The organism is Mesorhizobium sp. B2-3-14 (assembly GCF_006442175.1).
GTDB classification, from domain to species: domain Bacteria; phylum Pseudomonadota; class Alphaproteobacteria; order Rhizobiales; family Rhizobiaceae; genus Mesorhizobium; species Mesorhizobium australicum.
Map to the genome: position 1 here is coordinate 98,985 of NZ_VFVP01000009.1, position 24,765 is coordinate 123,749.

Sequence of the window (24,765 nt, forward strand, 5' to 3'; positions counted from 1 at the left end):
GCCGCCTAGCCGCCCTTCAGCATGTAGCCGGCGCCGCGAACGGTATGCAGGATCGGCTTGTCGAAGCCCTTTTCGATCTTGCCGCGCAGCCGGGAGACGTGGACGTCGATGACATTGGTCTGCGGATCGAAATGATAGTCCCAGACATTTTCGAGCAGCATCGTGCGCGTCACAACCTGGCCGGCATGGCGCATGAGATATTCGAGCAGGCGGAATTCGCGTGGCTGGAGCGTGATCTCACGGCCCGCCCGGCGGACAGAATGCGATAGCCTGTCGAGTTCAAGATCGCCAACCCGGTAGACGGTCTCGGCCTCCTTGGCGCTGGCGCGTCGGTTGAGCACCTCGACACGAGCCAGAAGTTCGGAAAAGGCATAGGGCTTGGTCAGGTAATCGTCACCGCCGGCGCGCAGGCCGGTGACCCGGTCATCGACTTCGCCCAGCGCCGAAAGGATGAGCACCGGCGTCGTGTTGCCCCTGGAGCGGAGGGCGGCAATAACCGACAGGCCGTCGCGGCGCGGCATCATCCGATCGATGACCATCACATCGTAGTCACCCGCATCGGCAAGCGCGAAGCCGGTCTCGCCGTCACCCGCAACATGCGCGGTATGACCGGCTTCGGTGAAGGCTTTCTGCAGATAATCCGCAGCCTCGCGATCGTCTTCTATGACGAGAATCTTCATAGGGCCGTTATACGCGATTTCGCTTGAAGGTTGAGTAGCCGGCATCTGCATTTTAGCCTTTGCCAAAGCGCATCGCGATCAAGACGATCGAGAGCGTACGCGATAAAATCTTTGTTCCGTGGCGTCGTTAGGCCGAACATGCCAGTTCCCGGTCATGTCGTTACCTGCAACCCGGGACCAACCGGCATCGGGCACGAGGGCCTGAGTGGGCAGCCACATACGGGCGCGGCAGCGGGCGATGGGAAGCCCGCTGCCGCTGAAGGAGAGCGCGATGACTGACTAACGGGCTCTCCGTCTTACTTTCCCCATGCGGCGACTCGGGGGTGTTGAAACCGCCGCATTGGAAAAGTCGTCTCAGCCCTTGGCCACCGGCACCGCGACGAAGCGGTTGTTGTCGTCACGGGTGATCTGCATCAGCACCGCCTTGCGTCCGGATTTGACCGCATCGGCCATGGCCTTGGTGACGTCTTCGGTGCCATTGACCTCCGCCGAGTTGACCGCGGTGATGACGTCGCCCGGCTGGATGCCGCGATCGGCGGCGGCGCTGTCGGGGTCGACGTCTGTCACCACCAGACCCTTGCCGTTTTCAGACTTGGTGACGGTGAGACCGAGATCGGCCAGCGTGTCAGGCTTTGCCGGAGCGGCAGGCTGCTGTTGCTGGTCGTTCGAGGCCTGCTTGTCGCTCGCCGGCAGTTTGCCGAGATCGACCTTGACCGTCTGGCTCTTGCCGTCGCGCCAGACCGTGACATCAACAGACTTGCCGGGCGAATAGGCGCCGATCAGGCGGGCGAGCTCCTTCGGCGACGCAACGTCCTTGCCGTCGACCTGGGTGATCACGTCGCCGGCTGATATGCCGGCCTTCTTGCCGGGGCCGTCGTCCTGGGCGCTCGAAACCAACGCGCCGTTGTTGGACTTCAGGCCGAGCGATTCGGCGATGTCGGAGGTGACCGGCTGGATTTCGACGCCGAGCCAGCCACGCTGCACCGCACCGCTCTTCATCAGGTCCCCGACGACCTGCTTGGCGGTCGAGGCCGGAATGTCGAAGGCGATGCCGACGCTGCCGCCGGAAGGCGAGAAGATGGCGGTGTTGATGCCGACCACCTGGCCGTTGAGGTTGAAGGTCGGGCCGCCTGAATTGCCGCGGTTGACCGAGGCGTCGATCTGGAGGAAATCGTCATAGGGGCCGGCGCCGATATCGCGGCCGCGCGCCGAGACGATGCCTGCGGTCACGGTGCCGCCGAGACCGAACGGATTGCCGACAGCCACGACCCAGTCACCGACACGAACCTTGGAATCGTCGGCGAAGTCGACATAGGTGAACTTGCCGCCACCATCGACCTTGAGCACGGCGAGATCGGTGCGCGGATCGGTGCCGACCAGCTTGGCGTCGAGTTCCTTGCCGTCATTGGTCACAACGGTGAAGGCGGTGCCCTCTTCGACGACATGGTTGTTGGTGACGAGGTAACCGTCTTCGGAGATGAAGAAGCCGGAGCCCTGCGCTACCGGGCGCGGCTCGCCGTTGTTGCGGTCGCGATGTCCGAAGCGACGATGACCTTCGTCGTTCTGGCCGCCCTGGTCACCAAAGCCGCGGAATTCCTTAAAGAAACGACGCAGCTGCGGATTGTTGGGAAGATTGTCGAGGCCGTCCTGATCGTCGGAGCCATCATCGGCGGTCGGCTGGATCTTGGCCTTGACCTTGACGCTGACCACCGCTGGCGACACACGCTCCACGACATCGGCGAAGCTCGGAACCTGCGGGGCCTCGACGCGCACGGCGTCAGCGAGAACGGGGCTGGTTCCGCTGGTCAGCGCGCCAACGCCGATCGCACCGGCGACCGCGATAGACGCGGCAGCAGCCAGAAGACGCTTGCGTGTGCGAAAATATGAATCGGGGGCAATATTCATGGATCTCTTATCCTCTTTCAAGCGGACGCGCCTTGATCGGCATCCTCAAGGAACGAGAATTAGGGAAGCGCACATTACGACGCCATTTCCGGCACATGAAACTTTGGTAATGTTGGCGGGCGACGGCAGCCGTCAGTCGCGGCGGAGGATCGCGTCCAATGCGGCCTGCTCTTCGACCGAAAGCGCTGCCGTTGCCGGAAGCCGGCGCGACCGCGCACTGAGCACTATAAACACGCCGCCGGCCAGAAGCAGGAGAACCGGCGTGCCCCACAGCAGCGCGTTGCGCAGATCGAAGCGTGGCTTCAGCAGCACGAACTCGCCGTAACGCGAAACCACATAATCCATCACCTGCCGGTCGGTATCGCCCGCGACAAGGCGTTGTCGCACCAGGACGCGCAGGTCCCTGGCAAGGTCCGCATCGGATTCGTCGATCGACTGGTTCTGGCAGACCATGCAGCGCAGGCCTTCCGACAGCGCCCGCGCCCGCGCCTCGAGTGCCGGGTTGGCCAGCATCTCGTCAGGCTTCACCGCCATTGCCGTTCCGGCGAAGAACAACGCCAGCAACAAGACCATCGACGTCAACGAAAGCCTTGCCCTCATGGCAGGCCCGCCGGCGCCACCGCCTGCTTGCGACGGCGTGAAGGCGCGCCGACCCGCAGGCGCCTGTCCATCAGCGACATCGCCGCACCCGCCATCATCACCAGGCCGCCGCCCCAGATCAGCGTTACCAGCGGCTTCCACCACAGACGCACCACGACCGAGCCGTCCTTGCCCTCGTCGCCGAGCGAAATGTAGAGCTGGGAAAGGCCAATAGTCTTGATGCCGGACTCCGTCGTCGTCATCTGCCGCACCGGATAGAAACGCTTGGCGGAGCTGACTTCACCGACAGGGCTGCCGCTGACGCCGATCAGCTCGAAACGCCCGCGATCCTCGCTGTAGTTCGGTCCCTGCGCAGGATAGAGCCCGACGAACCGCACCGTGCGGCCGGAGATTTCGACGGTTTCACCGGCATGCATGGACAGGATCTTCTCCGTCCCGAAGCAGAGCGTGCCAACAATGCCGAGCACGGTCAGGCCGAGGCCAAGATGCGCGAAAGCAGTCCCGAAGACCGAGCGTGGCAAACCAACCAGACGCCTGACCATTGTCGGCGCGGCGACATTGCCGACCCCCGCCTTGGTGGCGAGGTCGGTCAGCGCGCCGAGGATCAGCCAGACGCCGAGGCCGACGCCAAGCGCGGCAAGCACCGAAGCGCCGTCGATGAACAGGACAGTAACCAGCGTCGCAAGAAGTGCGGCTGCGAACGCGGCCATCAGCCGCTGCGCAACGCCGAAGACATCGCCGCGCTTCCAGGCCAGCAGCGGCCCAAAGGGAACCATCACGAGCAGCGGCACCATCAGCGGGGCGAAGGTGAGGTTGAAGAACGGCGCTCCGACCGAAATCTTGTCGGCCGAAAAAGCCTCGACCGCCAGCGGATAGAGCGTGCCGACGAGCACCGTGGCGGTCGCCGTGGTCAGGAATAGATTGTTGAGGACGAGCGCGCCTTCACGCGAAACCGGATGGAAGAGGCCGCCTGCCGTCAGCTTCGAGGCGCGCAGCGCAAACAGCGCCAGCGAGCCGCCGATGAACAGCGTCAGGATGCATAGGATAAAGACGCCGCGCGTCGGATCGGTGGCAAAGGCATGGACGGAAGTCAGGACGCCCGAACGCACCAGGAAGGTGCCGAGCAGCGACAGCGAGAAGGTGAGGATGGCGAGCAGCAGGGTCCAGATCTTCAACGCCGAGCGCTTTTCCATGACGATGGCCGAATGCAGCAGCGCGGTGCCCGCCAGCCACGGCATGAAGGAAGCGTTCTCGACCGGATCCCAAAACCAGAAACCGCCCCAGCCGAGTTCGTAATAGGCCCAGTACGATCCCATGGCGATGCCGCCGGTCAGGAACATCCAGGCGACCAGCGTCCATGGCCGCACCCAGCGCGCCCAGGAGGCATCGATGCGACCCTCGATGAGGGCGGCGACCGAGAAGGAAAAGCAGATCGAGAAGCCGACATAACCGAGATAGAGCATCGGCGGGTGAATGGCGAGGCCAAGATCCTGCAGGATCGGGTTGAGATCGCGGCCTTCGATGGGCGCCGGATTGAGCCGGATGAAGGGATTGGAGGTCACTAGGATGAACAGGAAGAATGCAGCGCCAATAGCGCCCTGCACGGCGAGCACATTGGCGCGCAGCGTCGCCGGCAAGTTGGAGCCGAAAGCGGCCACAAGCGCGCCGAAGAAGGTCAGGATCAGCACCCAGAGCAGCATCGAACCTTCGTGATTGCCCCAGGTTCCAGTGATCTTGTAGATCAGCGGCTGCAGCGAATGCGAGTTCTCCCAGACGTTCGCCAGGGAAAAATCAGAGCTTGCATAGGCGCTCGCAAGGGCCGCGAAGGACAGCGCCGTCAACGCGAAACCGGTCACCGCGACCGGACCGCCGACCGCCATCAGGCGCTGGTTGTTCAGCCTCGCGCCAAACAGCGGCACGATCGTCTGCACCAGTGAAAGCGCGAACGCCAGAACCAAGGCGAAATGTCCGGTTTCAACCATTCGCGCGGCTCACACTTGCTCTTCCGCCAGAGTCACTCACTCTTGCTCTCCTGCCAGACGCCCTTGGCCTTCAGGCCGTCGGCTACTTCCTTGGGCATATAGCGCTCGTCGTGCTTGGCCAGAACGCTGTCGGCGACAAAGACGCCGTCGGGGCCGAAGGTACCCTCGGTGATGACACCCTGCTCTTCGCGGAAAAGGTCGGGCAAGATGCCGGTATAAGTCACCTTGACCGATTTGTGGGTGTCGGTGACCGAAAAGGCAACCGTTGCGCCCTGGCCGCGCTGGATGGTGCCTTTTTCGACCAAACCGCCGAGCCTGATGCGCTGGCCCGGCTGAACGCTGGCGGTGGTCAGATCGGCCGGCATGTAGAAATAGGACGCCTTCTGGCCAAGCGCATAAAAGGTCAGCCCGGTGGCGGCACCCAGAAAAACCAATCCGCCCGCGATCACCGACAATCGTTTCTGCTTGCGCGTCATACCCAATTCTACTCCGTCGCCGTCAGGCCGAGCGAGGCGGCAAAGGCGGTGAATTTCTTGGCTTCGTCACTATCGGCGCCAAAGACCGCAATGGCGCGGCCCAGCGCATCGCGCGCCTGATCGGCCTTGCCCAGCACGACATAGGAACGAACCAGCCGCATCCATCCTTCCGGGTCGCGCGGATTTTGACGAAGTTTGTCGTCCAGGCCGGCGACCATGGTGTTGATCATGGCTTCCCTGTCCTGCTGCGACATGGAGGACGCCGCGTCGACATCGGCGGCATCGGGGCCTTTCGCGGTCGTGCCGGAGGCGACTTCCGGGCCGCCGGATTTGGCCAGCGCCTGTTCGACAGCGCCGCGCCACGGCGAATCCGGCGGCAGCGTACCAAGCATAGCCTGCCAGGCCGCGGCCGCTTCCTTGCCACGACCCTCCTGCGCCAGTGCCATGGCCAGATAGAAACCGGCTTTCGCATTGGCCGGGTCAAGCTTCAAGGCCGCCTCGAAGGCATCCTGGGCATCGGCCGAAACAATGCCGCCCGCCGCACCGGCGATCGCCTCGCCGAGACCGGCCTGACGGACAGCGCTGTCGCCGTCGAGGCGAATGGCGTTGCGGTAGGCCGCCGCGGCGTCGGCAAAGCGCTGCATGCGCAGATAGACCGGCGCCAGCACGTCCCAGCCCCTGCCGTCGGAAGGATTGGCGGCAAGATGGGCCTCGGCGCGCGCCACCAGCTCATCGACCGAACTGTCGGCGGGATTCTTGGCCAACCGCTCACTGAGCGGCTGCGACGGCAGGTCAGGCGAGCCGATCTGACTGTAGAGCCCCCAACTGACCAACGGAACCGCCAGCACCGCAACGGTCGCGACAAGCCGTACGGTGCCCGATGACCTGCCGGACGCCTTGGCCGCCATATCCGCGTTGCCCAGGCGAAGGATGCGGCGGGCGATCTCGGCGCGCGCCTCGGCCGCTTCAGCGGGCCCGATCAAACCGCGCCCGGCATCGCGGTCGAGTTCGGACAGTTGATCGCGATAGACTTCCAGATCGTGATCGCCGCTCGATGATGCGCCCTTGGAGGCACCAGCCAACGGCAAAAGCACCGCCAGGCTGGCGCCCAGCGTGAGAATTGCGGCTATGACCCAGAACAGCATGGTTCTTCCAATAACGGCAGAGCCCTGCCCTGCCAACACAGGCATCCTGCGACGCTTTGACGGCACGCGCCGAATGTCGCGATCGAAATCCACCGGCCGGATCGCAACGAGACCCGGCTGGCTAGGTCAATGGCGTCCAACTGCCGTCGGCATTGCGGCAGGCTGTTCCGTGCGCCGTGACGCTGGCGCCGCCCGTGAACACCGTCTGCGTGTATTGGCGGCAATCCTGCGAACCGACGCGGTAAGGCTGGGCCGGGACGACCTCGCCATAGCGCGAGGCCTGATCGCCCTTCCAGGTCACCTTCTGGCCGCTGGTGTTGTATTCGAGCGCCTTGTATTCGGCCTCGAGCGCGCTGCGCTTCTCCGTGTCGCTCAGACCGTTGCCGATCGACCCGCCAATGAGGCCGCCGCCCATGGCGGAGATGATCGACTTGGTAACGACCTTGCCGCCGGCCGGAGGCGTCGAGGCCGGTGTCGCCGCCACGGTCGGGCCCTTGCCGCTCAAGGTGGTGCAGCCCGACACGGCCAGCAATGCGGAAACAAGCGCGACGCGAATCTTCATGCCAACAACCGGTTTTCTTGAGTTGGAGCCTGCCATGGATGCGCCGGGGGCCGCGTCATCGGAGAAGTAGGCGTGGCCATAGTGTTGATATTTGTCGGAAATTTGGCCACTGGCGGCTGCTCCGGGGTCAATCGATATGCCGCCACAATATGCGCCTTCCATTGCTGCCGATTGGCCTGGGTAGCATTACTGCAGGCTCCGCAATCGCACCGTCGCCTTCAGTCCGCCCATGCCGGACCGCTCGAGTGCCAGGACGCCTCCATACTCGTTGACGAGATCGGCGACAATGGCAAGGCCCAGGCCCGTCCCAGGCTTGGTCTCATCGAGGCGCCGCCCTCGCTTCAGCGCTTCACGGGCCCTATCCTCGGGAATCCCCGGTCCGTCGTCCTCGATGCTGATCTCAAACAGGCTCTCATCCTTGCCGGCCAAGGGCACGACCGAGATCGCGACAGCACTCCTTGCCCATTTCACCGCATTTTCGAGAAGATTGCCAAGCAGTTCCTCGAGGTCCTCGCGTTCGCCGGCAAAGACGATCTCGGTGGCCGGCAGCGACAGCGACAGGCTGGTCCGCGGGTTCAGCTTCTGCAAAACGCGCACCATGCGCTGCACCAGCGGTGCCACCGGCGTGCGATAGACGACGCTGTCGCGCTGCGCCGCGACGCGGGCACGCTGCAGGTAATGGTCGATCTGCTTTTGCATGGAGGCGGCCTGCTCGGCGATCAACTGTCCCTTGGCGCCGCCAAGCGCCCGGCCCTCGTTGAGCAGAACGGCAAGCGGTGTCTTCAAGGAATGGGCGAGGTTGCCGACCTGGGTCCGAGAACGCTCGACGATGCGTTTGTTGTTTTCTATCAAGGCGTTGGTTTCGTTGGCTAACGGTTCGATCTCGGCCGGGAAGCGGCCGTCGAGCCTCTGTGCGGTGCCCTCGCGCACCATGGCGAGTGCGTTCCGGACCCTGCGCAACGGCTGCAGCCCGAGCAGGATGGCGATGGCGTTGATGGCGATCATGCCGATTCCGAACAGGCTGAGATAGGTCAGCAGGCGGCGCTGGAACGTTGCTATTTCCTGCTCCAACTCGGTCTTGTTGCCCATGACGCGGAAGCGCGCGGCGCGGTTCTTCGCGTCGAGAACGAATTCGCTCTCGAACACGACCAGCTCCTCGCCATTGATGCCTTGCGCGGCATAGCTGCGCTGGAAATTGGCGTTGAAGGGAACATCCGCCACGTCCGGCGACGGGATGGTCCGGGTCATGGACGACGAGTGAAGATCGCCATGCACGCCTTCCGAGGCGGGCTCGACGGACCAGTACCAGCCCGAATTCGGTTCCGAGAAACGGAGATCGCCAAGATCGGGGGAGCCGGTCAACGCGCCGCTGTCGGAGATGCCGATGGAGCCGATCAGGTTGAACAGATGCGCCGACAACAGGCTGTCGAAGCCCCGCTCGCTGGCCTGTCGGTAGAGCGTTGTGATCAGGGTGAAGATGACGACCAGGGTCAGGATCGCCCACACGGTGGAGAAGGCGATGACGCGGAACGTCAGCGAGCGCGGCCACGCGCGCAGCGAGAGCCGTCTGCCCACGGTCGGGTTGGTGGGGAGCGGTTCCGCCTTACGCCTCCGGCTCACGCATGCGGTAGCCCATGCCGCGTACGGTTTCGATCATGTCGATGCCCATCTTCTTGCGCAATCGTCCGACAAAGACCTCGATGGTGTTGGAATCGCGGTCGAAGTCCTGGTCGTAGAGATGCTCAACCAGTTCGGTGCGCGAAACGACCTCGCCCATGTGGTGCATCAGATAGGCAAGCAGCCTGAATTCGTGCGAGGTCAATTTCAGCGGCACACCGTTGACATCGGCCTTCGAAGCCTTGGTGTCGAGACGCAGCGGCCCGCAGGTCAGTTCCGACGAGGCGTGGCCGGCCGCGCGGCGGATCAGGGCCCTGACGCGCGCCAGCACCTCCTCGATGTGGAACGGCTTGGTGACGTAGTCGTCGGCGCCGGCGTCGATGCCGGAGACCTTGTCGCTCCAGCGGTCACGCGCGGTCAGGATCAGCACCGGCATCTTGCGGCCGCCGCGACGCCAGCGCTCGACCACGCTGATGCCGTCCATCTGCGGCAGGCCGATGTCGAGCACAACGGCATCGTAAGGCTCTGTGTCGCCGAGGAAATGGCCCTCCTCGCCGTCGAAGGCACGATCGACGACATAGCCGGCATCGACCAGCGCATCCGAGATCTGCCGGTTGAGATCCTTGTCATCCTCGACGACGAGTACGCGCATACGGGGACCAATGCCTGTTGATTGAAGATTCCAGATATAGGCCGATTCCGCCGGCCTGGGAAACGGAGGGAAGAGCGGTCAGTTCTGCGGAACGACGATTTCGGAGCGGCGCGGACGTTGTCCGTCCTTGCCGGGCACGAGCACGACGATGACGCAGACCGGCTGGCCGCCACGCGTCGATGCCGAAGCCTTGGCGAGCGTTCCGCCATTCTGCTGAGCCACCTGCTGACCGATCGCATAGCAGTCGGATGCAGCCAGGACGATCGGGCTGGCCTGGTCGGGCTCGATGACCGGTATCGCCATTGCCTGCGACGCAAACAGCCCGGCGGCACTAAGCGCCAGGGTCGCGGTTCGGAAATGGGAGCGAAGCGTTTTCATGACCCGCGTTGTAACGCATCGGTGCTGAACGTGAAATGAACAGTGAACGGCCCTGAAACCATGCTCGCCACACCCCTGCAACGCGAGACAGACATCTTGGATTTCACCGCCCCCCAGTGAAACCCGCGAAAGCTCAGTCTAGACTCCGTTTTGGTGATATTGAAAGTGCGTCAGGCGTTTTCCTGCGTCAGCGCACGGAATCGCAGCAGGCCATGGTGGACAAGGAGTTCCTCATCGTAACGCGCCTCGCTGAATTCCAGCGACAGCCGCGTCTGGCCACGCGGGCCTATAACCAACACCGCTCCGGCAAGCCGCGCCTTGATGGCATCCATGATCGCCCGGGTCTCGGCCTCGCCATGCGCCTTCGACCAGACATGCAGCGTGATCAGCTGGTCGTCGTTGTTCTCGGCGCCGGTGTCCCAGTCAAAGGCAGAAGTCTGGCCTGAAGTCACATAGGGAAAGGCGACGTTGTCGGTTGCCCGCTCGAGCAGTCCGGCGCCGCCCAGCAGCGCCGACAGCGACGCATCGCTTTTCAATCTTAGAAACAGGGCCTGCTGCAAATCGCCGGGCGCGGTCATCGTCCATTTCCTCAAGCCGTTGCGCCACCGACAATGCTTTTCCAAAGCCTGCCCATGTCCGCATCCCTTCTCAGATATAGCGGTTCGCCACGCGAAGACGATGGCGATTCGTCATCGGAATCATGAACGCCGATGATCTCGAAAATGCGACTTGCCGACAATCTCGTCGGCCGGCGCGGTAGAGCCAAATTGACCATGAGCTTGCCTCCGATTGTCTGGTCACGCGATCTTGCCCCATATAGGCTGGTCCATACGACGGAATGTTCCTTGCCGGCTTGGCCGGACAGAGGGGCATGTTCCCGATTTCCGGAGCTGATCATGCTCGATCCAGAAAAGGCCAGGGCCGCGTCACGTCTGCTGGTAGGCCATTGGGACAATGGCACCCATCTCGACGCCATACCCGAGGAACTGCGGCCGAAAACGCGCACCGAAGGTTACGCCATCCAGTCGCATGTCATGGAGCATTCGGCGGCCCCGCTTTTGGGCTGGAAGATCGCGGCAACCAGCCTGGCCGGTCAAAGGCATATCAACGTCGACGGCCCGATGGCCGGGCGTCTGCTCGCCGAAAAAGCGGTCGAGGTCGGCGGGATCGTCTCGCTGGCGACGAACAAGATGCGGGTCGCCGAGGTCGAATTCGCATTCCGTTTCGGCCGCCGGATCCCACCTCGCGCGGCACCTTATGAAATCGCTGAAGTGATGGACGCCGTGGCGACCCTGCATCCGGCGATCGAAATACCGGACTCACGATATGATGATTTCTGCGCTGTCGGCGCGCCGCAGCTGATCGCGGACAATGCCTGCGCCAATCTGTTTGTCATCGGCCAGCCTGCCGAAGACGATTGGTGCGACGTGAACCTCGCGGAGTACCCGGTGACCGGTCTCGTTTCGGGTAAGTCGCGGCACGACGGAACGGGCGCGGCTGTCCTCGGCGACCCACGTATCGCGCTCACGTGGATCGTCAATGAGCTGTCGCGGCTTGGCATAGCGCTCCAACCGGGACAGGTGGTGATCACCGGAACTTGCGTGACACCGATCAGCGTCGCCGCCGGTGACGAAGTCATTGGCGATTTGGGCAGGTTCGGCAAAGTCTCTGTGCGGTTCGTCTAAACCGGCTTGCTCCCCCGGTTCAGCCTGACCACGACGCTCCTCACCGCCAGAACCAGCACGGTGATGATGATCAAAATCACCGACAGGGCGGCGATCGCCGGGTCGATGTTGTCGCGTAGTCCCATCCACATCAGGCGCGGCAGCGTGATGGCGTTGACCGAGGTGATGAACAAAGTGACGCCGATCTCTTCCCAGGACAGCACGAAGGACAGCAGCGCCGCGGTGACGATGCCGAACTTGACGTTGGGCATGATGACGCGCGTGGCGCGCGCCCAGACACTTGCGCCAAGCCCCCGCGCGGCAAGGTCGATGCGTCGGTCTAGCTGGCTGAGCGAGACCAGGATCAGCACCGTCGCGAACGGCACCGTCATCACCGAATGCGCCATGGCAACGCCGAGCCAGGTATCGTAGCCGAAGAAGGAGCTGACGCCCGAGATCGAGGTGAGCAGGAAGTAGAGCGTGACCGCCGAAACCACCGGCGGCACCACCATCGGCAACAGCACGAAGCCGACGAGGGTCGCGGTGAAGCGCGGCTGGAACATCCAGACGCCGAGGCTGAAGCAGAGCGCCAGCACAGTTGAAATGGCGCTGCTGACGATGCCGATGCGGATCGAAAGCAGGATCGACTGGAGCCAGCGCGGATCCTCGATCAACGATCGGTAGTGGCGCAACGACAATTCGCCCGTCGGCATCGCCAGCATGCGGCTCGGCGTCAGCGACACGGGGATGACGGCCAGCAGCGGCAACAGCAGGAACAGCGCCACCAGGGCGGCGATAACCAGCGAGACAGGACCGGGACGATAAGTCGGCATCAGATCAGCTGCTTCGGTCTGACATAACGGAACAAGAGCGCCATCAGCGCGCCGACGAACAGTACCAGCACGACGCTGATCGCAGCCCCCAGCCCCCAGTCCGGGCTCTGGAATATCCTGAGATAGATCAGTTCGGCGATCATGACGCTGCGCCCGCCGCCGAGAATCGCCGGCGTGACGAAGAAACCGAGCGAGAAGACGAACACGATCATCGCGGAGCCGATGATGCCGGAGCGCGTCATCGGCACGAACACCGTCCAGAAGGTGCGCATGCGGCTGGAGCCGAGGCCGCGCGCGGCGAGCAGAACACGCTCGTCAAGGCTGCGCATGGCCGAAGCCAGCGGAAAGACAGCAAAAGGAATGAGGAAATGCGTCATGCCGACAATGACGCCGAATTCGTTGCGTACCAAAGTCAGCGGTTCGGAGATAAAACCGATCGACTGCAGCCAGGTGTTGATCAGGCCGCGATTGGACAGCAGCGCCACCCAGCCGAAGGCGCGTGTCAGCACCGAGATCCAGAACGGCACCAGGATGCAGAATTCGGCGATGAGGCGCTGCGCCGGGCTGCCGCGAACCCAGACGACCGTGATGGCATAGGCGGCGGCGACCGACACAATAGTGACGATGGCGGCGATGCGCAGCGTGCGGATGAACACCGACTGGACCAGATCGTCGGTGAGCAATGCCTCGTACTGACCAAGTCCAGGCGTCGGCAAGGTGAAGCTCCACTTCACCACGCCGAGAAATGGCCAGGCATAGGCGAGGCCGAGAAAAAGGAGCAGCGGCGCCATCAACAGCGCCGCGCCCATCCTGTCGGAGAGAACGCCTCTCATGTCAGATCAGCATCGCCGCCGGTCAGGCGGAGATGATCTTGGTGTATTCGTCGAGCGCCGGCCCATAGTTCTTGGCGTACCAGTCCATGTCGAGCGGGATCTGCTTCTTCATGTTCTCGGGATCGACGGGGTTGATGCGCTTCTTGTCGGCGGGGATCAGCGCGTCGGCCGCCGGATTGGCCGGACCCTGGCCGAGCTTGTCGAACATGACGAGCTGCTTTTCCGGATCCTGGGCGCTGGCGATGAACTTCATCGCCGCATCCTTGCCGCCGGGGTTGTTCTTGAGCACGGCCAGCGCGCCGGGCGAGATCAGGCCCTGGTCCCAGGTAAACTTGATCTTGCCGCCGGAATCCTGCTCGATCAGCGAGGCGCGCGTCGACCAGACGATCGCCATGGAGGCTTCGCCATTGAGCAGCACGCTCTGGCTCTCGGCGCCGCCGCCCCAATAGGCGACGACGTTTTCCTTGAAGGCTGATATCTTGTCATGCGCACGTTTTAGGTCGAGCGGGTAGAGCGAAGCCGGCGCGATGCCGTCGGCCAAAAGGGCCGCTTCCCAGCTCGACACGCCCCATTTGTAGAGCGAACGCTTGCCCGGGAATTTCTTCACATCGAAGAAATCGGCCATGCCAGTCGGTGCATCCTTGCCGTATTTCTCGGAATCGTAGGCGATGACATAGGAGAAGAAATAGGTCGAGGCGGCATAGTCCCAGCCGAAGCCCGGCCGCATCTTCTTTTTGTCGACGATGTTGTAGTCGATCGGCTCGAGCATGCCTTGCGCGCCGAGCGTAATGGCCGAGAACGGGTCGACGTCGACCAGGTCCCAGGTCGGGGCGCCGCTCTTGGATTGCGCGGCGATCGCGCCTTCGGTCGGGCCCGAGCCGTCCATCTTGACGGTGATTCCGGTGTCCTTGGTGAAGGCCTGGCCATAGGCCGCGTCGTAGGCCGTGATGGCATCGCCGCCCCAGTTGACCAGCACAAGTTCCTTCGCTGCGGCAAAGGCACCGGTCGAGCGCAGCAGCATCGGCGTGCCGGCGAGCACGAGGGCAGCAAGTTGCGTGAACTGCCGACGCGAGATCTCGCCGCGTCTCGTCCTTTCGGACAGCGTTTCGATGGCCTGTTTCTTGGTGTCGTTCATGTCAGTTCCCCTTTGTTTTCGTTGATTTTGATTCCGGAAGCCGGTGCGGCTGATCAGGCCGCGCCGGTGCTCATTGTCCTCCGTCCGGAAGGAGGAAACCCTTTTCCGCCGGCCATGTCAGCCACACGGAATTACCCTTGCTGAGCGCCGCCGCCGCGACCTCGTTGGGCACCGAGACGGTGACTTTGGCACCTTGGCGCGTGGTGAGGTCGAGCTTGGTCGCCGCCCCCAGATAGGTCGAGGCGATTGCCGTCGCGGCAATGCCGTTCTCTCCGGCGGCGGCCTCGCGCGCTATCGACATGTGTTCGGGCCGGATCGCCAGGATGGCGTCGCCACGGACCTTCTCAGCCTTGCAGTGCATGCTGACCGCGCGGTCCTCACAGAGGCCGGTCGAGCCGTTGTCGACGGCCTTAACCCCCTTCAGCGGCAGCATGTTGATCTCGCCGAGGAACTCGGCGACGAAGCGATTGTCCGGCCGGTCGTAGACCTCGTCCGGCGCGCCGACCTGCAGCAGTTTGCCATGATTGAAAATGGCGACGCGCGAAGACAGCGCCAGCGCCTCGCTCTGGTCGTGGGTAACGAAGACGAAGGTCGTGCCGGTCTCCTGGTGCAGGCGCTTCATCTCTGCCTGCATCTGGCCGCGCAAGCTCTTGTCCAGCGCCGAAAACGGCTCGTCGAGCAGGAGCACGCCCGGCTCGAACACCAGCGCCCGGGCCAGCGCGACGCGCTGCTGCTGGCCACCGGAAAGCTGCGAGGGCAATTTCTTCTCGTGGCCGACCAGACCGACGCGCTCGATCATCTCGCCGACACGCTTCTTGATCTCGGCGGCCGATTTCTTGCGGACCTTGAGCGGGAAGGCGATGTTGGCCTCGACGCTCATATGCGGAAAGAGCGCATAGCCCTGGAACACCATGCCGGCGGCACGCTGCTCGGCCGGGCGGTCGGTGATATCGGCGCCGTCGCTGAAAAGCCTGCCCTCGCTCGGCTGCACGAAGCCGGCCAGGATCATCAGGAAGGTGGTCTTGCCGGAGCCGGAGGGCCCAAGCAGCGTCAGGAATTCGCCGCGGCCTATGTCGAGCGTCAGATTGTCCAGCGCACGGAACGAGCCGAAGCTCTTGCCGATCCCGATTGCCTTGATCTCTGCGGCCCGGCCGGGTTGCTGCATCCTGCCTCTATCCTTACCGTTGAGCCAAATCGTAGGCAGGGCGGAAGCTCACCGCAACCGAATAGTTTTCGCCTGATCGGCAAATTTCATTCATCTATGGCGGGCTGACGCCACCCTGCCCCTCAATAAGGCTGAATGCGATTCTCGGAGAGAGTCGACCTCAGCCATCCCGCGAAGGCTTCCAGGACCGGGTGCGAGGCCTTTGCGTGTTCGGAGACCAGAAAATAGGAGCGCGGCGATTTGATCGCGATGTCGAAAGGCCTGACCAGACGGCCTTCGCTCAGCGCACGGCGGCTGGTCAGTTCGTCACCCATGGCGATCCCCTGCCCGGCAATCGCCGCCGAGAAGACGAGGTTCATGTCGGAAAAGAAGATGCCGCCTTCGGTGTCCGGGTTTTCAACCTTGGACAGCGCCAGCCAGCGTGCCCAATCCTCGGTGTCGTCGAGATGAAGCAGATTGGCGCGCAGTACGTCCGCCGGCCTGGAAAGGCCTCCGACCTTGTTGAGCAGCGTCGGGCTGCAGAGCGGCGTGAACGAGATTTCGCACAACAGCTCGGCCATGCGGTTCGGCCAGTTGCCCACGCCAAAGGCGATGAAGGCGTCTGCCTCGGCATTGCTGACATCGTCGAGCCGTCGGGGCGTCAGGATGCGCAGCGCGACGTCAGGGTACATCTGCCGGAACTCGCCGATATGGGTGCACAGGAACAGCGAGGCGAAACCCGGCGTACAGGAGACGGCGAACGAGCCGCCGACGCCAGTGCCGGCATCGCGCGTCACCGCGTCACCGAGCACGGTCAGCGCCTTGCGAACGTCGCTGGCATAGCGCTGCCCACGCGGGGTGAGCGCCACCCCCTTGCCGATCCGCTCCAGCAGATCGAAGCCGAGATCGCGCTCGAGCAGCCGCAATTGGTGGCTCACCGCGCTGCGGGTCAGGTGCAGTTCGTCGGCGGCGCGCCAGACGCTGCCATGCCTGGCAAAACTGTCGAGCGCGCGTAGCGCCTGTGTCGATGGGATTCTCAAGAGGTGAACCGAATTTGCATGAACCAGGAAAACATATCACTTTTTGGCGAGCCGCTTCACTGCTTTCTTCTAGAGCATGGAGAAACCGGTGACGACATCGGCGCAAGAGACCGCGCTTGCCTGCCTGGACGGCATCCAGCCCCTGCTGTCGGCATGGACACGCACCATTTTCGATTTCGGCGAGACCGCCTGGCGCGAGTACCAGTCGGCCGCCTGGTATGTCGATCGACTCAAGCGCGAGGGATTTTCGGTCGAGGAAGGCTCGGGCGGCATGCCGACCGCCCTTTGCGCCCATTGGACGAACGGTGCCGGACCGACAGTGGGCATGTATGCCGAATATGATGCCGTGCCCGGCAATTGCCAGGACGCCGTGACGGTGAGGCAGCCGCGACCTGGCCTTGGCGCCGAGGCCGGCGGCCATACCGACCCGCATTCGGGGCTCGGCATAGCAAGTCTCGGCGGCCTGCTCGCCACCAAAGCCGCCATGCAGCGCCACGAAATCCAAGGCACGCTGCGCTTTACCGGCGAGCCGGCTGAGAAAGTGCGCGGTTCGAAGCCGATCCATGCGGCAAAGGGCTACTATGACGACCTTGCCGGCATGATCTCCTTCCATCCCTTCTACATGCTGCCGCTCTGCAATACCGCGCGCTGGGACACGCATTGCGGCGCGGCCTACGCGATGATCTATCGCTTCGTCTGCGACGAACCCGAAAATTGGGTTCGCGCAAGCGACGGCGCACCGATCCCGCAGGCGCATTCGGCGGTCAGGGCACCGGGCGCCAACGATGCACTGATGACCATGTACATGGCTTCCAAGGCGTTGCGCGATTCCATGCTGCCACACCAGGGCGGCTGGTCGATCAGCGAGGCTATCCTGACGGCCGGCCAGGCCACGGCCGACAATCTGCCGGCGGGACTGGCCGAGATCCAGTACATGATCCGCGTGCCCACCATCGGCATGGCCGAGCAGGTAACGGCGGTGCTCGACCGCAATGCCGCGGCCGCGGCTGCGATCAGCGGCTGCCGCTACGAGCGGCACTGGGTGTCGAAGTCACGGCCTGGGCTCGCGAACCATGCCATGGCCGGGATTGCCTATGAAGCCCTGTCGACGGTCGGGCCGCCACGCTGGGACCAAGTCGCCAGAACAATCGCGCGGGAAATCCAGGTCAATACCGGCGGCACTGCTACCGAAAACCCTTTTATCGAGGAGCTTGAGCGGCTGATTTCGCCACAAGAGGCCGAGGCGATCCTGCGCCGCGACCTGCCGCCGTCCCAGGTGAACTCGACCTCCGACGACTACACCGACATGAGCTGGCACGCGCCGACCGCCCGCTTCTATGTCGCCCGCCCAGCGCTCCGCTCGGCGAATGGCGGTGCCTATCCCTCCTGGGTGATGAATGCGCTGGGTGGCATTCCGGCGACGATCGACCCGATGGTCATCTGCGCCGCCAAGACGGTCGCGCTGACGGCGCTGCGCCTGCTCGAGGACGAGACCGCCCGCGATGCGGCAATGGACGAGTTCATCACCCGTACCGGCGGTGGCGTCGGCGGCTCCAACTGGATCGCGCCGCTCTGCGACTACGACCCGCCGATCAACTTTCGCTGGCCGGAATATGTCACCACCGCGCGCGGCCGCGACTGGTGGATCCCAAGCAATGCATGACCTGACCAACCCTTTAGAAGAGCCCACGAGGAGAACCCGCATGACCGTCCATGACCGCATCATCGCCGAGCCGTTTTCGCTGCAACGCCGCAACCCGGCCGGCGGCACCCAGCCGCTGACCGTCTGGGGCTTCGCCAACGAAACCGACGTGTTGACCGACGTGCTGCTCGGATCGCCGAATTTCCTGCGCCACCTGTCGACCAGTTCGCTGTCGCGCAAGCACCTGCGTGAAGCCCCTTGCAACGTTCAGATCGCGCAGGCACAGCACAAGGATCTTGTCGCGGCCTACGAGCATTTCGGCGTCAACATTCACTGGCACGAGCCGACGCCGGAACTGCCGATGCAGGTCTATTCCCGCGATTCCAGCGTGATGACGCCTTATGGCGCCATCATCACCGCCATGGCCAACTGGTGGCGGCGCGGCGAGAACTACGCCGCCATCCGCACCTATGAAAAGCTCGGCATCCCGATCTACGACATGGTTACGGCCGGCACTTTCGAGGGCGGCGACTTCAATGTCATCGAGGACGGCGTGGTGCTGATCGGCTGCGGCGGCGCCCGCACGCAGGAGGAAGGCGCCCGGCAGGTGCAGGCCTGGTTCGAGAAGGAAGGCTGGGAGACACGCATTGCCTTCATCGACGAATATTACGTCCATATCGACCTGATGGTGGTGCCGATCGCCGAAAAGCTCACTGCCGTCTGCCTCGCCTGCACCGAGCCTGGCATCGTCGACTGGCTGAAGGGCAAGGGTCACGAGATCATCGACGTTCCCTTCCAGGATACGATGGCGCTCGGCTGCAACTTCATGTCGCTGGGCAAGGACCGGGTGATCGCGCCGACGTCCAGCAAGACGCTGATCGAAAAGCTCAAGGCGCGCGGCTTCGAGGTCGCGGCCGTCGACATGAGCGAAATCTCCAAGACCGGCGGCGGCATCCATTGCATGGCACAGGCGCTGAAACGCGAGGCGGCCTGATAGTCGGGAAAACGGCAAAACTGCCCCCGCTCGCCGGATCGAGTACCTGGCGGGCGAGGAACCGGCCGCCGGGTACCTGGCTCTTCCATCAACAAACCGTGCCCCTGTGTCCTCGCCGCCCTTGTGAGTGTCGGTAAATGGATGAATAGTCGGACAGGGCGCCGCCCTGAAATTGCCCGCTTGCGGTTTTCAGGTCGCGCCAGAACCGAGCCGGGTTTTTTGAATGGTCAGCCCTGAACCACGCAAGAGAAGAGGTCCGATCGCCGCTTGGTTGCTGGCGCTGGACGCGTGGCTCGACTCCTCGCTCTATGAAATCGGGTTCAAGGCGCGCCAGTTCTGGGAGGCCGCGACGATCTTCTCGCGGCGCTTCCGTCTCAAGGGCTGGCGCCGCGGCTTCATAGAACTTTTGAGCGAAGGTTTTACACTCGGCGCCGGCGGCATGGTGGTGATGCTGGCGCTGGCGATACCCGCTTTCCAGGACACCACCGGCGACTGGCGTGCCCAGGGCGACTTCGCCGTCACCTTCCTGGACCGCTATGGCAACGAGATCGGCCAGCGCGGCATCATACAGCGCGATTCCGTGCCGGTCGACGAGATGCCGGACCATGTCATCAAGGCGGTGCTCGCCACCGAGGACCGCCGGTTTTTCGACCATTACGGTATTGATGTGCTCGGCCTGTCGCGCGCGATCTTCGAGAACGTGCGGGCGAATTCGGTCGTCCAGGGTGGCTCGAGCATCACCCAGCAGCTGGCCAAGAACCTGTTCCTGACCAATGAGCGCACGTTCGAGCGCAAGATCAAGGAGGCGTTCCTGTCGCTGTGGCTGGAGGCCAATCTGTCGAAGAAGGAAATCCTGCAGCTCTATCTGGACCGCGCCTATATGGGCGGTGGCACGTTCGGCATCGAGGCGGCGGCGGACTTCTATTTCGGCAAGAGCGTCAAGGACCTGAACCTTGCCGAGGCGGCGATGCTGGCCGGCCTGTTCAAGGCGCCGACCAAATATGCGCCGCATATCAACCTGCCGGCGGCGCGCGCGCGGGCCAACGTGGTGCTGTCCAACCTCGTCGATTCCGGCTTCATGACCGAGGGCCAGGTGCTGCAGGCCAGACTGCACCCGGCCGACGTCGTCGACCGCGGCGAACAGAAGAGCCCCGACTACTACCTCGACTGGGCCTTCGATGAGGTCAAGAAGATCGCCAAGCCAGGCCAGCACTCGCTGGTTGCCCACACCACCTTCGACGCCAACATCCAGAAGGCGGCGGAGGAGTCCGTCGAGTTCCACCTGCGCCAGTTCGGCAAGGAGTACAACGTCACCGAAGGGGCCGTGGTGGTCATCGAGACCAATGGCGCGGTGCGGGCGATCGTCGGCGGCCGCGACTACGGCGCCAGCCAGTTCAACCGCGCCACCAAGGCACTGCGCCAGACCGGCTCATCGTTCAAGCCCTATGTCTACGCCACGGCGATGGAACACGGCTTCACGCCGAACTCGATCATTTCTGGCGGGCCGATCAGCTGGGGCAACTGGTCGCCGCACAATTACAGCGGCGAGTCGGCGGGCAACATCACGCTGATTATGGCGATGGCCAAGTCGATCAACACCGTGCCGGTGCGGCTGGCCAAGGACCATCTCGGCATCGCGCCGATCAAGGCATTGGCGGAATCGTTTGGGGTGGAATCGCCGCTCGAAGGGCACAAGACGATGGTGCTCGGCACCTCGGGCATGACCGTGATGGACCAGGCGACGGGCTACAGCGTGTTCGCCCAGAATGGCTTCGTCGGTTCCCGGCACGGCATCACCCAGCTCGTAACCCGCACCGGCGACGTGGTGTATGACTGGACCAAGGACGCGCCGCCGCCGCATCGCGTCCTGTCCGAGCAGGCCCTGAAATCCATGAACACCATGCTGGCGGCCGTGCCGGTGATGGGCACGGCGCGGCGGGCGCAAATTCCCAACATCGTCGTCGCCGGCAAGACCGGCACCACGCAATCCTACCGCGATGCCTGGTTCGTCGGCTTTACCGGCAACTACACGGCAGCCGTGTGGCTGGGCAATGACGATTTCACCCCGACCAAGAACATGACCGGCGGCTCGCTGCCGGCGATGGTGTGGCAGCGGTTGATGGTCTACGCGCACCAGAACATCGACTTGAAGCCGATCCCGGGGATAGACAAGCCCTTCGTCGACGAGGAGGTCGCGGCAAAGGCCGCCGAGGCACAGAAGAAGAGCGAGGAGCAGGCAGCGGCTGAAGCCGCCGCCGAGCGGCCGCCGGTGCTGTCCAGTCGAACCACACAGACGTTGCGGGACATGAGCCAGATGTTCCAGGCGGCCCCCAAACTCGACGCCCCCGCTTCACCCGAAACGTTGTCGGCACTGTGATATCCGCCCGCTGAGACAAGACCGACTGGCAAATCCATCACGCCTGCTTGCCACAAGGCCCCGCGCCGCGATATCCCCGAACGGCAATCCTGCGCGCACCTGGCCCTTCATGCTCAAGAACGCCTTCCTGATGCTGATTTCGCTTGCCATAGCCATTGGCGGAGGCGGTGCCAGCGTCTGGTATGCGCTGAAGATCCAGGACGGTGTCGGCGCAATCAGGATCGGCCAGTGGACTGCCTTCCCCGACATCGGCACACCGGCCGCGGACCCCTATTCCAAGGCCCGCGTGGCGCGCGAGGGCGTGCTGGCGCTTGGTCGCGCCGAGGGCCTGTCCTTCGTGGCGGAAAAGGATGCCGCCGGCGACCAGCTCAAGCGGGAATGCACTTACAGGATCGAGGGCGGATTTCCGACAGCGCGGTTCTGGACGCTTTATGCCGCCGATCAGTCGCTCGGCGTCGTCGAGACCGGCAAATCGCGGCTTGCGGCTCTTCAGTCCTACGAGGTGCTACGCCAACCGGACAATTCCGTGATTATATCCGTGGGCCATCACCCGATGCCGGGCAACTGGCTGCTGACCGACGGTTCTGGACGGATGTATTTCGTCCTGACCCTCTACGACACGCCGATCGCCAGCAGCACCGGCCTGTCAGACGTTTCGCTGCCCAGGATCGTCAAGGCGGGCTGCGATGCGTAGTTTGCGTGCCGCATTGCGCAGGCTTCTGCATGCCATCCTGCTCGGCCTCGTCGGCGCCGGCATCGTCCACATTGTCGTCCTGCTTCTGGTGCCGGAATTTTCGGAACGCGACGCCTGGTCGCGTCTCTCCATGGCTTCGGATCTCTACAAGATGAACCGGCTCGATGCCGAAGCGGGCGGCGCACCGGTGGTGAAATCGGTTGACCCGCTGTTCTACGCAACGGCCTGCCGCTTCGACCTCGAGGAAGGAATGGTCCGGATCAAGGCGCCGGGGGACGTCCCGTTCTGGTCGGTGTCGGTCTATGACCGCAGCGGTCACAACATCTATTCCTTCAACGACCACACGGCGGCGGGCGGCAAGCTGGATGCCGTCGTGCTGACGCCGGCGCAGATGATCGACGTGCGCAAGGACCTGCCCGAGGATCTTCAGGGAGCGATCTTCGTCGAGGCGCCCATCGATGAAGGCATCTTCGTCATCCGCAGCTTCGTACCCGACGAGAGCTGGAAGCCGATCGTGTCGCGCTTTCTCGATCAGAGTTCCTGCGAGTTGCAGGATTTCTAAGCCGCGATCCTCGATCGCGGATCCGGAGCAGAGGGACTGACGGACCACACCATGGCTTCAGCAAAGCTCAGTGATGGGGGACTGCTCAGTGATGGGGACTGCTCAGTGATGGGGGACTGGCGTCCGTGGCGATCCCGGCTTGTCTGGCCCTGCAGGCCGCGCTTCGCCGATGCTGGACCGCTCATAACGGATGCCGGGAAATATGATCACAGCCGCCGGTATTTCGGTGGTTTGCTTGGCTCGATTGGCCGGTGCCGCACGCGGCACGAAAGACAGTACCATGCCCATGATTCGCGCATTCCTCTCGGTTTCCCCGGAGCACAACGCAACGCCTCCAAATATCATTAAGGCCGGCAGAGGGTTAACGGAGCGCTAACGGATCGCGGCTAAATTGATCTTTGTTCCCCGGTCAGTGAGTTCTGACCGAGGCAATCGCGAAACCGACATAGTCCCGGTGCGCGAAGTCGAGTGTGTATCTGGTGTCAGGCGTATCCTTCGTGTCATCTTCGGATTTCAGGCAAATCGCGATAAGGACGCAATCGGGAAAAGCCGAAAGGCTGTTCCGCGCCGCCGTTTCCGCGTTCTGCTCGCTGACGCGGCCGTCGCGCCGGGAGATCGGCCAACTCGAAGACCTGACGCTGCCTCTGTTCGATGATGTATCCGTCGAATCGCGGCGCTACGTGGCAGCCGCCCTTTCCGAATGCGAATACGCACCCGCGGCCCTGGTGCGGCGCCTCTGCGAGGAACCGGTCGACATTGCCGCTCCACTGCTCATCCGCTCGCGCGCCGTCAGCGACATCGACCTGATCGCGCTGATTGGCCGGCATGGGCTGCCGCATGCGCGCGCCATAGCGCGGCGGAAGGACCTGAACCCGACCATCGCCGATCTAATCAGGGCGCTCGAAAGACCAACCCTGGTGCGGACGCGGGATCCGGAAGCAGCCCCGGCGCAGAGCCTTGTCGTGAAGGCGCAAGCGACGGCGGACAGCGCGGAAACTCAGCAGACGCCCGGCGTTGCCGCCGAGAGCGCTCGGCGCAAGCTGCGCTCCATGATGCGCACCGGCGACCAAGCCTTGGCGGCGAAGGTCGATGCGTTTCCCGGTGCGGACACCTTTGTCAAACTGCGCGAGACCGCACTGACCGGAAACGCCGCGTTCTTCCACACCGCGCTGGCGGACGCTCTCGACATTGATTTTTCGATTGCGCAATCGCTGACCGCCCACCAGAACTATGCGCCGCTGCTTGCGGCGCTGCGTTCGCTCGACTTCAGCGAGGACCGGGCATTCCTGATCACTGTCGCCGTCTATCCCGGCCTGTTCCCGCATCCCCAGGCCATCCGCGCCTATCTCGACCGCTACCGCCTGCTGCATCGCGACGCGGCCCTGGATAAGGTGCGGGAGTGGAAGGCCGAAACCCTGTCCAAGACGGTTCGCGGCAAGCCACCGGCAAACGGCGACAGCCGCAGGGCCTCCAACAGCGACGAAGCCGACGCCCCCGGCCTCAGGGCGTCTTCACGGAAATAAGTTCCTCGACGGGAACGCTACCGGCCTCGATCTCGACCACCCAGATGTCGGGATCGAATTTTTTCTCGCGCTCCAGTCTCGCATCCAGCACGGCGGCATCATTGCCGGCGGCGAGAAGGCTGAAAAAACGGTCTTCGGGCTTGGCCGAATCGTAGCTTGTCTGCGGTGCCGGCCCGTAGAGAGCCGTTTCACCCAGCCTGCCCCGCGCCAGGATGAACACGGCCCCGGCCTCCGTCGCGCCGCGATTGACCACGGCGGCAAATCCGCCGACGCCGAAAACCCGGCGCAACAGGGCCGAGACCCACAGATCAGCGGTTACGCGCATGG

24 protein-coding genes are annotated in these 24,765 nt (G+C 63.6%); 7 read left to right on the plus strand and 17 right to left on the minus strand.

Annotated elements, in window-relative coordinates; all coding sequences use genetic code 11:
* Positions 1-5 precede the first annotated feature (5 nt).
* The 11 genes from FJ950_RS21965 to FJ950_RS22015 all read right to left on the minus strand — a co-directional run bounded on the left by FJ950_RS21965 (position 6) and on the right by FJ950_RS22015 (position 10,575).
* On the minus strand, positions 6-680 hold the full coding sequence (locus FJ950_RS21965) for a response regulator transcription factor (RefSeq protein WP_041163488.1): 675 nt from the start codon (positions 678-680) through the stop codon (positions 6-8).
* A gap of 354 nt (positions 681-1,034) precedes the next feature.
* Entirely contained in the window at positions 1,035-2,585 is a 1,551-nt protein-coding gene (locus FJ950_RS21970) for a Do family serine endopeptidase (RefSeq protein ID WP_140618544.1), read from the minus strand.
* 132 nt (positions 2,586-2,717) lie between these two features.
* Positions 2,718-3,185 (minus strand): cytochrome c-type biogenesis protein, encoded by a 468-nt coding sequence (locus FJ950_RS21975; protein WP_140618546.1) that lies wholly within the window; start codon positions 3,183-3,185, stop codon positions 2,718-2,720.
* The gene (locus FJ950_RS21980; RefSeq protein WP_140618548.1) at positions 3,182-5,167 is read right to left on the minus strand and encodes a heme lyase CcmF/NrfE family subunit; all 1,986 of its coding nucleotides are present in this window, start codon (positions 5,165-5,167) and stop codon (positions 3,182-3,184) included. Before FJ950_RS21980 ends, FJ950_RS21975 begins: the two co-directional genes overlap by 4 nt.
* A gap of 32 nt (positions 5,168-5,199) precedes the next feature.
* A complete protein-coding gene (gene ccmE, locus FJ950_RS21985) occupies positions 5,200-5,643 on the minus strand; it encodes a cytochrome c maturation protein CcmE (protein WP_015318623.1) in 444 nt (147 codons plus the stop codon).
* Positions 5,644-5,651: 8 nt separating this feature from the next.
* On the minus strand, positions 5,652-6,788 hold the full coding sequence (gene ccmI / locus FJ950_RS21990; RefSeq protein WP_140618550.1) for a c-type cytochrome biogenesis protein CcmI: 1,137 nt from the start codon (positions 6,786-6,788) through the stop codon (positions 5,652-5,654).
* Between the two features lie 121 nt (positions 6,789-6,909).
* Positions 6,910-7,350, minus strand: coding sequence for a hypothetical protein (locus tag FJ950_RS21995; protein WP_041163489.1), 441 nt, complete (start codon positions 7,348-7,350; stop codon positions 6,910-6,912).
* A 186-nt stretch (positions 7,351-7,536) separates the two neighbouring features.
* The gene (locus FJ950_RS22000) at positions 7,537-8,970 is read right to left on the minus strand and encodes an ATP-binding protein (protein WP_140618552.1); all 1,434 of its coding nucleotides are present in this window, start codon (positions 8,968-8,970) and stop codon (positions 7,537-7,539) included.
* On the minus strand, positions 8,954-9,619 hold the full coding sequence (locus FJ950_RS22005; RefSeq protein ID WP_015318627.1) for a response regulator transcription factor: 666 nt from the start codon (positions 9,617-9,619) through the stop codon (positions 8,954-8,956). Before FJ950_RS22005 ends, FJ950_RS22000 begins: the two co-directional genes overlap by 17 nt.
* A 78-nt stretch (positions 9,620-9,697) precedes the next feature.
* Complete coding sequence (locus tag FJ950_RS22010) at positions 9,698-9,997, minus strand: hypothetical protein (RefSeq protein ID WP_015318628.1); 300 nt, start codon at positions 9,995-9,997, stop codon at positions 9,698-9,700.
* A gap of 170 nt (positions 9,998-10,167) precedes the next feature.
* Positions 10,168-10,575: a DUF3168 domain-containing protein gene (locus FJ950_RS22015; protein ID WP_015318629.1), complete on the minus strand. Its 408-nt coding sequence runs from the start codon at positions 10,573-10,575 to the stop codon at positions 10,168-10,170.
* Between the two features lie 318 nt (positions 10,576-10,893).
* Between FJ950_RS22015 and FJ950_RS22020 the strand changes: the two genes are divergently transcribed.
* Positions 10,894-11,682, plus strand: coding sequence for a fumarylacetoacetate hydrolase family protein (locus FJ950_RS22020; protein ID WP_140618553.1), 789 nt, complete (start codon positions 10,894-10,896; stop codon positions 11,680-11,682).
* On the opposite strand, the gene FJ950_RS22025 is transcribed toward FJ950_RS22020, so the two are convergent.
* From FJ950_RS22025 to FJ950_RS22045, 5 genes are all read right to left on the minus strand, one after another.
* Positions 11,679-12,494 carry an ABC transporter permease gene (locus tag FJ950_RS22025; RefSeq protein ID WP_140618554.1) on the minus strand — a complete coding sequence of 272 codons (816 nt, stop codon included), beginning with the start codon at positions 12,492-12,494 and terminating at the stop codon, positions 11,679-11,681. The genes FJ950_RS22020 and FJ950_RS22025 overlap by 4 nt on opposite strands.
* Positions 12,494-13,327 carry an ABC transporter permease gene (locus FJ950_RS22030; protein WP_015318632.1) on the minus strand — a complete coding sequence of 278 codons (834 nt, stop codon included), beginning with the start codon at positions 13,325-13,327 and terminating at the stop codon, positions 12,494-12,496. Before FJ950_RS22030 ends, FJ950_RS22025 begins: the two co-directional genes overlap by 1 nt.
* A gap of 22 nt (positions 13,328-13,349) precedes the next feature.
* Positions 13,350-14,462, minus strand: a complete 1,113-nt coding sequence (locus FJ950_RS22035) for an ABC transporter substrate-binding protein (protein ID WP_140618556.1) — start codon at positions 14,460-14,462, stop codon at positions 13,350-13,352.
* A 70-nt stretch (positions 14,463-14,532) separates the two neighbouring features.
* On the minus strand, positions 14,533-15,627 hold the full coding sequence (locus FJ950_RS22040; protein WP_140618557.1) for an ABC transporter ATP-binding protein: 1,095 nt from the start codon (positions 15,625-15,627) through the stop codon (positions 14,533-14,535).
* Between the two features lie 122 nt (positions 15,628-15,749).
* Entirely contained in the window at positions 15,750-16,646 is an 897-nt protein-coding gene (locus FJ950_RS22045) for a LysR substrate-binding domain-containing protein (RefSeq protein ID WP_140618559.1), read from the minus strand.
* Positions 16,647-16,722: 76 nt separating this feature from the next.
* Here FJ950_RS22045 and FJ950_RS22050 point away from each other — a divergent pair, with 76 nt between their 5' ends.
* The 6 genes from FJ950_RS22050 (at position 16,723) to FJ950_RS22080 (ending at position 24,438) form a co-directional block, all read left to right on the plus strand.
* Positions 16,723-18,309: an amidohydrolase gene (locus tag FJ950_RS22050; RefSeq protein WP_181171380.1), complete on the plus strand. Its 1,587-nt coding sequence runs from the start codon at positions 16,723-16,725 to the stop codon at positions 18,307-18,309.
* Between the two features lie 40 nt (positions 18,310-18,349).
* On the plus strand, positions 18,350-19,282 hold the full coding sequence (locus FJ950_RS22055) for a dimethylarginine dimethylaminohydrolase family protein (RefSeq protein ID WP_140618562.1): 933 nt from the start codon (positions 18,350-18,352) through the stop codon (positions 19,280-19,282).
* 223 nt (positions 19,283-19,505) lie between these two features.
* On the plus strand, positions 19,506-21,659 hold the full coding sequence (locus FJ950_RS22060; protein WP_140618563.1) for a penicillin-binding protein 1A: 2,154 nt from the start codon (positions 19,506-19,508) through the stop codon (positions 21,657-21,659).
* A gap of 109 nt (positions 21,660-21,768) precedes the next feature.
* Positions 21,769-22,353: a DUF1214 domain-containing protein gene (locus tag FJ950_RS22065; RefSeq protein WP_015318639.1), complete on the plus strand. Its 585-nt coding sequence runs from the start codon at positions 21,769-21,771 to the stop codon at positions 22,351-22,353.
* On the plus strand, positions 22,346-22,915 hold the full coding sequence (locus FJ950_RS22070; protein ID WP_140618565.1) for a DUF1254 domain-containing protein: 570 nt from the start codon (positions 22,346-22,348) through the stop codon (positions 22,913-22,915). Before FJ950_RS22065 ends, FJ950_RS22070 begins: the two co-directional genes overlap by 8 nt.
* Positions 22,916-23,412: 497 nt before the next feature.
* Positions 23,413-24,438 (plus strand): hypothetical protein, encoded by a 1,026-nt coding sequence (locus tag FJ950_RS22080; protein WP_140618569.1) that lies wholly within the window; start codon positions 23,413-23,415, stop codon positions 24,436-24,438.
* On the opposite strand, the gene FJ950_RS22085 is transcribed toward FJ950_RS22080, so the two are convergent.
* Positions 24,416-24,763 carry a DUF1491 family protein gene (locus FJ950_RS22085; RefSeq protein ID WP_140618571.1) on the minus strand — a complete coding sequence of 116 codons (348 nt, stop codon included), beginning with the start codon at positions 24,761-24,763 and terminating at the stop codon, positions 24,416-24,418. The genes FJ950_RS22080 and FJ950_RS22085 overlap by 23 nt on opposite strands.
* Positions 24,764-24,765 lie beyond the last annotated feature (2 nt).